General features: G+C 73.7%; 13 protein-coding genes and 1 pseudogene. 4 read left to right on the top strand and 10 right to left on the bottom strand.

Annotated features, from left to right (window positions below; genetic code table 11):
- The 3 genes and pseudogenes from H7A69_RS16070 to H7A69_RS16060 form a co-directional block, all read left to right on the top strand.
- Positions 1 to 332, top strand: a pseudogene (locus H7A69_RS16070) (hypothetical protein); the annotation flags it as partial.
- Positions 333 to 505: 173 nt separating this feature from the next.
- Positions 506 to 1630 (top strand): DUF475 domain-containing protein, encoded by a 1125-nt coding sequence (locus H7A69_RS16065; RefSeq protein ID WP_182047968.1) that lies wholly within the window; start codon positions 506 to 508, stop codon positions 1628 to 1630.
- A gap of 79 nt (positions 1631 to 1709) precedes the next feature.
- On the top strand, positions 1710 to 3290 hold the full coding sequence (locus H7A69_RS16060; RefSeq protein ID WP_069710956.1) for a Na+/H+ antiporter: 1581 nt from the start codon (positions 1710 to 1712) through the stop codon (positions 3288 to 3290).
- Between the two features lie 145 nt (positions 3291 to 3435).
- Here the strand turns inward: H7A69_RS16060 and H7A69_RS16055 are convergent, their stop codons facing one another.
- From H7A69_RS16055 to H7A69_RS16040, 4 genes are all read right to left on the bottom strand, one after another.
- Positions 3436 to 4062, bottom strand: a complete 627-nt coding sequence (locus H7A69_RS16055; RefSeq protein ID WP_182047967.1) for a DUF2625 family protein — start codon at positions 4060 to 4062, stop codon at positions 3436 to 3438.
- Positions 4063 to 4592: 530 nt separating this feature from the next.
- Complete coding sequence (locus H7A69_RS16050; protein ID WP_182047966.1) at positions 4593 to 4937, bottom strand: hypothetical protein; 345 nt, start codon at positions 4935 to 4937, stop codon at positions 4593 to 4595.
- Positions 4938 to 4960: 23 nt separating this feature from the next.
- Positions 4961 to 5347 carry a VOC family protein gene (locus tag H7A69_RS16045; RefSeq protein ID WP_182047965.1) on the bottom strand — a complete coding sequence of 129 codons (387 nt, stop codon included), beginning with the start codon at positions 5345 to 5347 and terminating at the stop codon, positions 4961 to 4963.
- A gap of 122 nt (positions 5348 to 5469) precedes the next feature.
- Positions 5470 to 6165, bottom strand: coding sequence for a helix-turn-helix transcriptional regulator (locus tag H7A69_RS16040; RefSeq protein WP_182047964.1), 696 nt, complete (start codon positions 6163 to 6165; stop codon positions 5470 to 5472).
- Positions 6166 to 6306: 141 nt separating this feature from the next.
- Between H7A69_RS16040 and H7A69_RS16035 the strand changes: the two genes are divergently transcribed.
- Positions 6307 to 6783 carry a cupin domain-containing protein gene (locus H7A69_RS16035; RefSeq protein WP_259346273.1) on the top strand — a complete coding sequence of 159 codons (477 nt, stop codon included), beginning with the start codon at positions 6307 to 6309 and terminating at the stop codon, positions 6781 to 6783.
- Between the two features lie 21 nt (positions 6784 to 6804).
- On the opposite strand, the gene H7A69_RS16030 is transcribed toward H7A69_RS16035, so the two are convergent.
- The 6 genes from H7A69_RS16030 to H7A69_RS16005 form a co-directional block, all read right to left on the bottom strand.
- On the bottom strand, positions 6805 to 7584 hold the full coding sequence (locus tag H7A69_RS16030; RefSeq protein ID WP_259346272.1) for an FAD:protein FMN transferase: 780 nt from the start codon (positions 7582 to 7584) through the stop codon (positions 6805 to 6807).
- Positions 7581 to 8132: an FMN-binding protein gene (locus H7A69_RS16025; RefSeq protein WP_259346271.1), complete on the bottom strand. Its 552-nt coding sequence runs from the start codon at positions 8130 to 8132 to the stop codon at positions 7581 to 7583. Before H7A69_RS16025 ends, H7A69_RS16030 begins: the two co-directional genes overlap by 4 nt.
- On the bottom strand, positions 8129 to 9469 hold the full coding sequence (locus H7A69_RS16020; protein WP_182047963.1) for a ferric reductase-like transmembrane domain-containing protein: 1341 nt from the start codon (positions 9467 to 9469) through the stop codon (positions 8129 to 8131). Before H7A69_RS16020 ends, H7A69_RS16025 begins: the two co-directional genes overlap by 4 nt.
- Positions 9470 to 9706: 237 nt before the next feature.
- Positions 9707 to 11071: a sensor histidine kinase gene (locus H7A69_RS16015; protein ID WP_182047962.1), complete on the bottom strand. Its 1365-nt coding sequence runs from the start codon at positions 11069 to 11071 to the stop codon at positions 9707 to 9709.
- Between the two features lie 5 nt (positions 11072 to 11076).
- Positions 11077 to 11760 (bottom strand): response regulator transcription factor, encoded by a 684-nt coding sequence (locus H7A69_RS16010; protein WP_182047961.1) that lies wholly within the window; start codon positions 11758 to 11760, stop codon positions 11077 to 11079.
- A 77-nt stretch (positions 11761 to 11837) separates the two neighbouring features.
- Positions 11838 to 12314, bottom strand: a 477-nt coding sequence (locus tag H7A69_RS16005; RefSeq protein ID WP_182047960.1) for an FCD domain-containing protein, incomplete at its 5' end; no start/stop codon positions are given.

Below are 12314 nucleotides of genomic sequence, written 5' to 3'. Positions count from 1 at the left end.
CTCGGGCCCCGCGGTCAGCGCGCCGGCGGCCCCCCGCCCGGCCGTCACCTCCTCGCCGGCGCCCCCCGCGCCCCACCGCGCGCGCCCGCCTCGGCGCGAGCGTCACCCTCCGCGACCCGCACCGGCTCGACGTCACCGGGCCGACGCACTTCTCGGGCGCCGAGGTCAGCTGCCCGCCGGCGCTCCGCCCGGCGGTCGTCATCCTGCTGGCGATGCTCGCGGCGAAGGGCGAGAGCGTGCTCCGCAACGTGGGCATCATCGCCCGCGGGTACGAGCAGCTGCAGGAGCGCCTGAACTCGCTCGGCGCGTCGATCGAGACGTTCCACGACTGACCCCACCGGCACGGTCGTGCCGACCACCGCAGCCTCCGCGCCCGGCGCACCGACGGCCCGTCCCCGCAAGTGGGGACGGGCCGTCACCCGTCCTGCGGAACGCACCGGTGCCTCCAGGCCGTCTGCCAGGCCGGACGGACACGTCGTCCAGGTGCCACGGGCTGCATGGGGTGATGGCCACGAGATCGCTCCTGACCCTGCCGCTCGTCCTCACCCTGTCGGCGGCCGCCGTCGCGTGGGTCGTCCTCGGCCCCGCCGCCGCCCTGGCGTTCGCAGCGCTCGCGCTGCTCGAGATCGCGACGGCGGCTGACTCGTCCGTCCCGATGGCGGGGATCGCCGGCCGCCTGCACTCCCCCGCACGGCGCCTGTTCCTGTCGCTCGGCATCGTCGCGGGCGTCCTCGCGATGCGACTCGCCCTGCCGCCGGCGGCGGTCGCCGTGGGCGGTGTGACCGACCCCGCGTCGGCTGTCGACGAGGCGGTGTTCGCGCCGGGGTCGTTCACCGCGCACCTCGCCGAGGTCCGTCCCGCCCTCGCCGCCTTCGGCGCCGCGTTCATCTGGCTCGTCTTCGCCGAGTACCTCTTCAACACCGACCGCCTGTCGCGTCGGTCCTGGTTGGGCGGCCTGGAGGCGCGGCTCGCCCGGGTCGCGCGTCCTCGCGTCTGGGCGCTGGTCACCGCCGTCGCCGGGGTGCTGGTCACCACGTCGCTCGTGGGGGCCGACGACGGCTGGGCGGTCACCACGGTGCTCCCGGTCGCCCTGGGCGGGGTCGCCGGCACCGGCGCCTACCTCGGGTCGAAGCGCGTCGCCGCGTGGTCGTTGCGCGGCCTCGGTGGGACCGACACCGGGTCCGTCGCGACGGGAGGCTCGTGGCGCGTCCACACCTACGCCTCGACGGTCGTGTTCGAACGCGGGCTCGTCGTCTCCATGCTGTTCGAGATCCTCGACGGCGTGTACAGCCTGTCCGGCTCCGGGCTGCTCGGCGGTGACGGGCTCGGCGCGCTCGAACAGGCGACGGTCGCGGTCGCGGCGATCGGGGTCGGCGCGGTGTTCCTGGCGCGGCTCACCTCGCGGCTCGACCAGTCGGCCGGGCTGCAGCGGCTGCGGTACCTGAAGGCCGGCGCCGCGTACGTGCTCGGCGTCCTGGCGGTGCTGCTCTGGACGAGCCTGCTCGTCCCGGTCCCCGGGATCGTCGTCGCGTGGTTCGGCAGCGTCGTGATCGGGCTCGCGCTGGCCACCTCGCTGCCGTGGCGGGCGTGGGCGCGACGGCTCCGACGACGACGGGTGACCGCGGGCTGAGTCCCGAGGACGCGGATCGGGAAGGTCTCGCAGTACCGGCGGCGTTGACTGACGCGTCCGACGAACCGCGAGGAGATCCGTGCTCGGTCCTGAACTGGTGGTCGCCCTCGGGCTCGCCATCGCCCTGACGGCGGCCGTCGCCGACCGCATCCGGGTGGCCCCTCCCGTGCTGCTGCTCGTGATCGGCGCGCTGCTCGCCTTCGTGCCGACGTTCGCCCGCGTGGAGCTGCCCGCCGACGCCGTCCTCCTGCTGTTCCTCCCGGCGCTCCTGTACTGGGAGAGCCTGACGACGTCGCTCCGCGAGATCCGCAAGAACCTGCGCGGCATCGTCCTCATGGGCACCCTGCTCGTCGTCGTGACGGCCGGGGTCGTCGCCACCCTCCTGCACCTGCTCGGCATGCCGTGGGGGCCCGCCTGGGTGCTCGGCGCAGCGGTCGCGCCCACGGACGCCACCGCCGTCGGCGTGCTCACGAAGATGCTGCCGCGACGCAACGTCACGGTGCTCCGCGCGGAGAGCCTGGTGAACGACGGCACGACGCTCGTCGTCTACGGCATCGCGGTCGCCGTGACGGTGGGCACGCAGGAGCTGACGTTCTGGAACGTGTCCGGCATGCTCGTGCTCTCCTACGTGGGCGGCGTGGCGGCCGGGCTGCTGGCCGCGTGGCTCGGCTCGCTCGTGCTGCGTCGCGTCGACACCGTCGTGCTCGAGAACATGGTCACGCTGCTCGTGCCCTTCGCGGCGTTCCTCGGCGCCGAGGCGATCGGTGCGTCCGGCGTGCTCGCCGTCGTCGCCGCCGGCATCGTGGTGAGCCAGGTCGCGCCGAAGCTCGACCGGGCGGAGACCCGGCAGCAGGTCCGCGCCTTCTGGTCGTTCCTGACGTACCTGCTCAACGGCGCGTTGTTCGTGCTCGTGGGCATCGAGGCGATGGTCGCCGCGCGGCAGCTCGAGGCCCGCGAGCTGTGGACCGGGGTCGGGCTCGTGCTCGCCGTCTCCGTCGTGCTCGTCCTCGTGCGGTTCGCCTTCGAGGGCGCTCTCGGCGGCACCGTCTGGCTGGTGACCCGACGGTTCGGGGGCGAGCCCCGCGAGGGACGGCGCGACCGGCTCGTCAGCGGGTTCGCCGGGTTCCGCGGCGCGGTGTCCCTGGCGATGGCGGTCGCGGTCCCCCGCACGCTCGAGTCGGGCGGCGCCTTCCCCGACCGCGACCTCATCGTGTTCGTCACCGCCGGTGTCGTCGTCGTCACGATCGTCGGACAGGCGCTCGTCCTGCCCGCCGTGCTCCGTCGCGCGGCCCTCCCCGAGGACGAGTCGGTCGGCGAGGAGCGCCGCTACGCCGAGCGGACGGCGGTCGAGGAAGCGCTCGACGCACTCCCCCGACTCGCTCGCAAGGCCGGGGCCGACCGGGCCGCGGTCGAGCGGGTGCGGAAGGACCTCGAGGCGCACCTCGACGTCATCCAGGCCCGCGAGGAGGACGACGACGACCACCCGGCGCTGCAGCGGCACGACACCACGGTCGCGCTCGAGCTCGCGCTGGTCCGGCACAAGGCGGCGACGCTCCTGCGGCTCCGCGACGCGGACGAGATCGACGACCTGGTGCTCCGGCAGGTCCGTGCGGGCTACGACGCCGAGGAGGCGCGGCTCGAGGGGTCGACGCCGCCCTGAGTCCGCCACGGGGCGGCTCGGGCCGCTGCGGTTCCGGGGGCCGCGGCGCCCCAGATGTCGAGGACGCCGTCGACCGCGGCGTCGCGCAGCGTCCGCAGCGGCACCGGCCTTCGCGACCGATGACGGCCCGTCGTCTGATCACGTCTCAGCCACGTCCGTCCGACCGTTCCGACGTCCCCGCCGGCCAGTGATCGCGCGCGACCTCCGTCATCGGGACGTCCCGCCGGTCGCTCGCGTTCGGGTCCTTGCCCTCCGCGGACCAGAGCGGCGGGTACATCGAGAAGCCGCGGTCGAGCGCGAGGGCAGCGACGTCAGCAGCCCATCCGTCCCACCGGAGCGATCCGTAGAAGTGCCCGATCGCGTCGGTGAGCATCGCCGTGAGGAACTCGCTGTGCGTGAGGTCGAGGCCTTCCCACCGGAGGCTGTCGGGGGCGAAGTAGTACACGCGCCCGTCTCCGACACCGAGCGAGCCGCCGTCGAGCGCGAACACGCCACCGAGCACGTCGAAGCCGACGACGCACCGTCCCGACGAGTCCGTGTGGGCGTCCAGCACCGACGGGAGCCGTCCCCCGGCACCGCCGAGGAGGCGGAGCCAGCCGTGGTCGACGGTGATCCCCCCGGTGTGCGCGATCAGGGCGCCGAGGTACGACCGTTCGGTGAGACCGAGGTGTGCCCGGTCTGCGGCGGACCCACCCTCGAGGACCTGCGCGGCCGGTGCCGCAGCGATCAGGCCGGACAGTTCGGGCCAGGCGTCCTGCGAGAGCTTCGTCACCCGGGGATCGTCGCACGGCCGCCGGTCGGCCACGGACCCCCGGACGCATCGATGCGATCAGGTCCCGTGTAGACACGCAGTCGTGAGGAACGACGGGACGGGGCCGGACGGCCGCTGGGCAGTACCGCTGCGCCGCGTCTTCCCCTGGTGGTACCTGATCGGCGCGGCGGCGACGATGGTCGTGCTGATCCTGCTGGACCCCGAGGGTGGGCAAGCGGTCATCGCCCTGTGGGGTCCGACGATCGGCATCACCGTCCGCGACCGGGAGAAGGACGCACCGGGAGCGACTGGACCAGGATCTCCCCGTCGACCGAGCATCGTTGCTGTCGCCGCTCTGGCTCGAACCGGTGTGCGCAGCGCTGATCGCCGGGTTCGCAGTCGGCATCGGCCTCCTGCTCGATGCACTCTTCGGCCACCGGACGTTCGTCACGGTGCAGGTGGGGCTGAGCATCCTCGTCAGCAGCGCGGTCGGGTTCGTGCTGCTGCTCGTCATCCTCCGCGCGCGCCGTCGGCGGAGGAGGACGACCGTCTCAGTGCCGGATCTTCCGCTGCACGCTCCGCAGGAGCGTGAGTGCGACGGCGTCAGGGACACCGGTCGTCGTCTCCCAGTCGACCCCCGACCCGACGACGTCTGAAGCGAAGGCCACCTCCGTCGCCAGGAGCGCCCGACGCCAGTCGGTCGGCGGCAACGCCGCGCCGCGTTCGAGCGACTCCCGGATCCTCCGGCTCTGCTCGAAGAAGTCCGTTGCACCCGCGAAGCCGAACGCCCGGGCCAGGGTCTCGGTGAGGTGTACTGGTCCGCCCCATTCCCGCAGGCCCGCGAGCACGAGCTGTACTTCGTCCTCGATCAGTCCGAGGTCCTCCGCAGATGCCACGGCGTCACCTTCTCACGCGGAAGTCAGTGCTCCGACTCCGCAGTCGTCGGCCTGCTGAACAGGTTGACGACGTTGCCGTCGGGATCCCGCACGAGTGCCGAGCGGTTGCCCCACGGCATCGTGGTCGGTGCGAGCACGACGTCCTCCGGCGCGGGCTGGAGCCGGGCGAAGTCACCGTCGACGTCGGCGACCTCGAACTCGATGAACACGGAGCGGTTCGTCGCCGGGACGAGCGCGCCGCCGAGCATCGCGACGGTCGCGGTGCTGGCGATCGCGAGGACGGCGCCGGTGCCGCCGAACTGCGCGAAGACCGGAGCGGGGCGCTCCGCTCGCTGACCGGTGAGGTTCTCGTAGAACGTGACGAGACCGTCGAGGTCGTCGGTGACGATGCGGACGGATGCGAACGACATGGGGCTCCTTCGGTGGTGCTGATGGTGTCCCACCAGCGTCGCCGGTCGTCGCGACAGCGTCCTGTCGGTGTTTCCGAGATCGGTGTCCCCGAGATCGGTGTTCCCGGGATCGGTGTCGGTGATCAGTCGTCGACGACGGACCGGAGCCGTCCGTACTGGATCGCGAGGTCCTCGGCACGGAGTGCGCGCATTTGCGGTCGCTCGTCGGTCACCCTGATCGAGCGCATCCGGTCGGCACGGAATGCCCGCACTCCGTCGCGGAGTCGGCACCAGGCGATGAGGTACCACTGCCCGTCCTTCTCGATCGACCCCAACGGCTCGACGTCGCGACTGGTCTCCGCACCGGCGGCGTCCAGGTAGTGCAGCTGCACGACGCGGTCGGCGCGCAGTGCCTCGGCGAACTCGACCGGCGCGGCCGGCTCCTCCTCGCTCTCGAGGAAGTGCACCCGGGCTGCGAAGGCGCTGGCGCGCGCCGCTTCCGGGTCCGGCATGACCGCGAGCAGCTTCCGAGCGGCGGTCCGAGCGGAGTGGCGGAACGGGCTGTGACGGAGCGCGCCGAGCCCGATCAGCACCGCGAGGGCCTCGTCCGGCGTGAACCCCGCCGGGCCGAGCGTCGCCGACGCGTCGATGACGTAGCCGCCGGTCCGTCCGGGTTCCGCCCAGATCGGCAGTCCCGACGACTGCAGTGCTGCGAGGTCCCGCTCGATGGTCCGGACGGACACCTCGAAGCGTTCCGCGAGCCGTCGCGCGCTCCGTGGCCGCGGTGACGCGGCGCGCAGTTCCTCCACGAGGCCGTAGAGACGATCGGTCCGGTTCACCGACCCATCATCCGACACGGCGACCACCGCGGCGCCGGCGGGACCACCCCGACCGCTGCCACGAGCACGAAATGACCGGCTCCCCGAGGGAGGTGACGACAGCCCCTCCCAGCGGGCTCCCCGCAGTCGTACGGTCGGGACATGACCGCCGACCCTGCAGCCCAGCGAGAGCGCGACGAGGAGCCCCGCATGACCGACGTGACGTTCGAGCAACCGTTCCCGATCGGCGAGGAAAACGACGCCTACGCCCAGTACTTCACCGGCCGGAGCTACCTCGCGCCCCTCACCGACGGTGTACCCGTCGTCAGCAACGTCACCTTCGAACCCGGCTGCCGCAACGACTGGCACGTGCACCACGGCACCGGCGGCGGCGACCAGATCCTCCTCTGCACCGCCGGCTCCGGCTGGTACCAGGCCGAAGGCTCCGACCCCGTCAGCATGACCCCGGGCACCACCGTCCGCGTCCCTGCCGGGACCAAGCACTGGCACGGTGCGAAGGCCGACTCCTGGTTCTCCCACATCGCCTTCATCACGCCCGGTCCGGACGTGCGCAACGAGTGGCTCGAGCCGGTCGACGAGGACACCTACGGGCAACTACCCGGCACCTCGGCGCCCTGAACACGCCGACCCCGACACCACTCACGCCGAGGAGGCGCTGCTCGCCGACTCCCCGCCGCCCCCGGTCGGCGGGATGGTCGAGCCCACGACCCCTGCCGCACCGGGCGTCGCCCAGACCGTCCCGTCGACGGCGGAGGCCAGCACGTCCACCGCTCCGTCCGCGGTGAGCCGGCGGAGGTCGTCCTCGTCGCCGGCCACGATCGCCGTCGCCAGCACGTCGGCGGTCACGACGTCGTCGGCGATCACGGTCGCCTGCACGAACACGGGCGTGCTCCGGCGCCAGACGTGCTCGCCGCGTTCGGCCGTACCCGAGGTGCACACCGATCGCCTCGACCCGTCGAGGCGCACCACGCCGATCACGGTGTCACGCCGCTCGGGGTCGACGACACCGACCGACCACGGATCGTCGGGGCGGTGTCGTCCGCGCACCAGCACGTCGCCGCCCGCGCTGATCATCCAGTCGTCGGCGCAGCCGTCGAGGACGGCGCCCGCATCGCGGACCGCGAGCGCCTTGACGACCCCGGACAGGTCGACGACCCCGTCCGGGCGGTGCGGTGTGAAGGCGCCGCCGGTGCGGTCACGCCACTCGAGCGCGAGTGCGTAGACGTCCCGGACCTGTGCCGGAGCGTCGGGCAGCCGGAGACTCCCCGCGGCGATCCGGCTGAGCACCGACGCGGGGTCGTACAGGCTGTACCGGTGGTCGTACCCCGCGAAGACCGCGCGGACCGCGGCCGCGGCCTCCGGGGTGGCACCCCGGAGGCTGACGACCGTGCCCATCGTCGCGAAGGTCGTGACGGTCACAGGCCGGCCTGGTCGAGGGCGGACTGCAGCGACGTCGTGTAGCCCTCGCTGGTGAAGGTGGCCCCGCTGACGGCCTGGATCTGCGCCGACTGCGCCTGCAGCGCCTCCTGCCGGAGGATCGGTGCGGCCTGCTGGCTGATCGCGACCGATCGACCGTCGCGGTCGGTGAGGTGCAGCGCGGTCACGTCGGTGATCCTGCCGCCCGCGACGGTGACCTGGACCTGCACGTCGCCGTACTGCGTCTGGGCCACGGCGCCGGTGAAGGTTGCGGAGGCGGCCGAACCGCCGGACTCCGTACCGCCGGACGACCCGCTGCCGGACGACCCGCTGCCGGACGACCCGCTGCCCGACGACCCGCTGCCGGACGTGCCCGACGTGCCCGACGACGTGCTACCGGACGATGCGCTGCCGGTCCCTCCGGTCTGCGTGCCGGCGCTCGTACCCTGCTGCGCCGGCGCGGTCAGGGCCGGCTGCCCGCCGAGCTGCCAGCCGATGACGAGCACCGCGGCCGAGGACACGATGCCGCCGGCGACCACACGGGCCCTCACGACCCGAACCGTTCCTGGTGGATGCGGTGCTCGGGCACACCGGCGAGCCGCGCCTCCCGGACCACCAGGTCGGACCACGCCTGCGGTCCGCAGACGTATAGGTCCGACTCGAGGAGCCGCGGGAACACCGACAGCAGGGTCACCCCCCGGCGCAGGTCCTCCTCGGTGGCCCAGCTCGCCCGGGAACGCGCCCGGTGCCCGACCATCGCGTACAGCGTGGTCCCGGTCGCGGCCGCGAGCTCCGCGGTCTCCTGCCACAGGTACTGCTGGGACGCGTCGGTGCCGCGCAGGAGCACCGTCGCCTCCCCCGGACGCAGGTCGGTGTCCTCGAGGAGCGCCCGGACGGGCGTGATCCCGATGCCGGAGGCGACGAGTGCGAGGTACGGAGCCGTCCGAGCGACGTCGGTGAAGAGCCCGTACGGACCCTCGAGCGACACGGCGGTCCCGGGACGGAGGCGAGCGAGCCGCGCCGACCCCGCGCCGAGCTCGCGCACGGTGATGCGCGCACGGTCCGTACCGGGTACCGCCGAGAAGGACACCGGGTGGGCGTGCCACCAGGTCGTCGCGGACCAGAAGCGCCAGACCCCGTACTGACCGCCACGGACCCCGAGACGGTCGAGGTCCCGCCCCGACAGGTGGACGGAGACGACGCCGGGGGCGATCGGCTCCACGGCGACGACCCGGATCCGGTGTCGCAGGGTCACCACGAGCGGCACCGCGAAGCGGTACAGGGCGACGAGGCCGAGCGCGACGACGTACGCGGCGATCCAGTAGACGCGCTGCCAGGTGCCCTGTCCGAGGACGCTGCCGGCGCTGAGCATGTGCGGCAGGGCCACGAGCACGGCGGCGTAGCTGAGCAGGTGCACCACGTGCCAGACCTCGTAGGGCAGGTGCCGGCGGACGGCGACCACCGAGGACACCACGACCACGAGGAACAGCCCGAGTCCGAGGTAGGCCAGCGGCACGTCCGGCGTCGAGAACAGCGAGACGGTCTCGGCGACCGGTCCGCTGCCGGACGCCGTGCCGTACCCGAGCGTGAGGAGCGCGCCGTGGGCGAGCAGCAGGTACAGCACGGGCTTGCCGAGCGACCGGTGCACGGCGATCGCGGTGTCCTGGCCGAACACGCGGTCGAGCAGCGGCACCCGTGCGGCGAGCACGAGCATGACGAGCACCAGGTCGGTCGCGACGAGGCCGGCGACGATCCCGGCGTCCGTGAGCCAGCCGCCGAGGCCGGACACCGCGTGCGACCCCGGGGACGCGAGCCAGAGGGCGACCGCGACGGCGGCCGACGCCCACGCGGCCACGCCGAGCAGGTCACCGTGGCGGCTCGGCGGCATCCGTCTCGTCGACGACGGCGTGCGGCGGCCGGCAGTGGCTCCGTCGGGGGCCGGGGGGAGCGCCGCGCGGTGGGGTGGGGCTCGTGGGCGGCGGGGCGAGCGGTGTCGATCATCGTCTCGGTCCTCTCCAGCGGGTGATCGGGTGCCTCCCAGCGTCGACACCGCCGCCATGAAGCAGCCCGGAACGAGCCAGGTCCTTCGTTCGAGTCCTCGAACGGAGGCGCGTGGACCCGGCGGTCAGCGCGCGGGCAGGTGGACGCGGGCCACCGCGCCTCCGTCCGGGCCGTTCTCGAGCGACGCGGACCCGCCGGCACGTTCGGCGGTGCCGCGCACCAGCGCGAGCCCGAGGCCGCTGCCGCCGAGGGTCGTCCTCCGGGCCTCGTCGGCGCGGGTGAAGCGGTCGAACGCGCGCGGCAGGAACGAGTCCGGCACACCGGGGCCGTCGTCGCGGACGGTCAGGACGAGGACGCCGTCGGTCTGCTGGTCGAGCGCGATCCGCACCTCGACGTCGGCCGCTCCCGACGCGACGGCGTTCGCCACGAGGTTGTCGACGACCCGGCCGAACCCAGCGGGTGTCACCGCGTACACGACGGCCGGGTCCGCGACCCGCACGGAGAAGTCGACGTCCCCCGCGCCGGCGATCGCCCGAGCCCGGTCGACGCACCCCATCAGCTCCGTCACGAGCGCCGAGGCAGGGGTGGTCGGCGCCGGCCGGACCTCGTCGAGCCGGCTGAGCTCGAGCATCGTCTCGGCGAGGGCGACGAGCCGCGCGGCGTCCGCCTCGGCTGCCGACAGCTCCCGCTCGAGCGCGACGGCGTCCCCCGACGCCCGGTGCGCCAGCTCGAGCCGTGCGGTCAGCGCGGCGAGGGGTGTCCGGAGCTCGTGGCTGGCGTCCGACACCATGCGGCGTTCGCGGGCGGCGTCGACGCGCTGCCGGTCGAGGAACGCGTTGAGCGTGCGGGCGAGGTCGGCGAGTTCGTCGTCGGAGGGCCCGACCGGCAGGTGCCCCGTGGCGTCCCCGAGGCTCGTGTCGCCACGACGCAGCGCCTCCGCCGTCCGGCGCATCCTGGTGACCGGTCGGAGGGCCACGGTGGACAGCAACCACGCGCCGACCGCGGACGCGGCGAGGGCGAGCAGCGTGCCCGTCACGAGCGACCGGTCGAAGCGCTCGACAGTCTGGTGCCCGGCGCGCCCGTCGTGCGCGGACCACACCACGAAGTCGCCGACGGCGGTCCGGACCGGTGTCCCGACGACCGTGGCCTGCCGGTGGCCGCTCCCGACGCGCCTCGTGGTCGGCTCGCGCGGGACGCCCGGGGGCAGTGCGCCTCGCACGTCGGCGGGGAGCGTGTCGAGCAGCCACGTGCCGTCGTCGTCGCGGATGCCGACGAGGACGCCCTCGGACGGACGGTCCGGCGTCTCACCGGGATTGCTCCGCAGGTCGGCGACGAAGGACGCACCGTCACCGGCGGCGAGGGACCGGTCGGTCGCCAGCGTGGCCTCCTGCACCTGCACGTGCAGGACGAGTGCGACCAGGGTGAGGACCACCGCGCCGACGAGCGTGCTCCCGATCGTGATGCGCGCGCGGACCGACAGGCGCCGCACCCACCTCACGGCAGTGGCACGACGTCGAGCGCGTACCCGACGCCCCGGACCGTGCGGATGACGACGTCGGCTCCCGATGCGTGGAGCTTCTTGCGGACGTAGCTGACGTACTGGTCGACGATCGTCGGGTCGAAGTGCTCGGCGCTCCCCCAGACCTCCCGGAGCACCTCGGCACGGGACCGGGTCTCCGGGGACCCCTGGGCCAGGAACCGCAGGAGCGAGAACTCCTTGACGCTGAGCGGCAGGTCGCGGCCGGCGACCGTCGCCCGGACGGTGACGGTGTCGAGCCGGACGTGCCCGGCCTCGACCACCGTGGCCGACCCGGCGGCTCGGCGTCGGAGGTGGGCGCGCAGGCGTGCGTTGAGCTCCGCGATCGCGAACGGCTTCGTCAGGTAGTCGTCCGCTCCCGCGTCGAGCCCGAAGACCCGGTCGTCGACGGCGTCGCGGGCGGTGACGAGGATCACCGGGAGTTCCTGACCCGTCTCGCGCAGTCGGCGGCACACCTCGAAGCCGCTCATCTCGGGCAGCATGACGTCGATCGCGGCGGCGTCGAACCGGTGCGCTGCGGCGGCGACGAGCGCGGCGACCCCGTCCGTGACCAGGGTCACGCGGTGTCCCTCGCCGACCAGGCCCCGTTCGACGAGCGCACCCATCTCCGGATCGTCCTCCACCACCAGGATGTCCGCCACGTGCGCTCCTTCCGTGCCGCAATCATGCCCGACACCGCTGCCGCCCGCAGCGACGCGCGGCACCGAGCACGACCGGGTCAGCCCCGCGGCACCTGGCCCGCCCGCAGCATCGCCCGCTCGAGCAGCTCGAGGTCGATCCCCACGTGCCGACGGGCCACCACCCCGGCGTCCACCGGACGGCCGTCGCAGACCGCGTCGACGAGCTCCCTGTGCTCCCGGAGCGCACGCGCCTCCATCTCTGCCATGCCCTCGGCCGTGCCCCACAGGTGCGCGGGTGCGGCGATGGACACCTGCGACTCCAGTCCCGCGAGCGTGGCGGCGAGCACGTCGTTGCCCGCGGCGTCGATGATCGTGCGGTGCAGGACGGCGTCCGCCTGCTGCTTCTCGAACCCGGAGGCAGCCGCCCGGAAGGCGTCCAGCCGGTCGCGGAGCGCCGCTCGTCCGTCGTCGCCGATGCGTTCGGCGGCGGCGGTGGCGAGCGCGCCGTGCAGCAGTGCGATCGCGTCGGCGGTGTCGCGGATGCCCGCCCAGCGCGCCAGGAGCGTCCGTCCGAC

The sequence above is a fragment of the Curtobacterium sp. ME26 genome (assembly GCF_903970945.1).
Lineage (GTDB): Bacteria > Actinomycetota > Actinomycetes > Actinomycetales > Microbacteriaceae > Curtobacterium > Curtobacterium citri.
The sequence above is the reverse complement of the archived record's forward strand: the minus strand, read 5'-3'. Positions and strand labels throughout refer to the sequence as shown.

Coding starts and splice junctions, on each gene's coding strand:
- H7A69_RS16065 (WP_182047968.1), top strand. CDS start 506: ATGGCCACGAGATCGCTCCTGACCCTGCCGCTCGTCCTCACCCTGTCG.
- H7A69_RS16045 (WP_182047965.1), bottom strand. CDS start 5,347: ATGTCGTTCGCATCCGTCCGCATCGTCACCGACGACCTCGACGGTCTC.
- H7A69_RS16035 (WP_259346273.1), top strand. CDS start 6,307: ATGACCGCCGACCCTGCAGCCCAGCGAGAGCGCGACGAGGAGCCCCGC.
- H7A69_RS16020 (WP_182047963.1), bottom strand. CDS start 9,469: ATGCCGCCGAGCCGCCACGGTGACCTGCTCGGCGTGGCCGCGTGGGCG.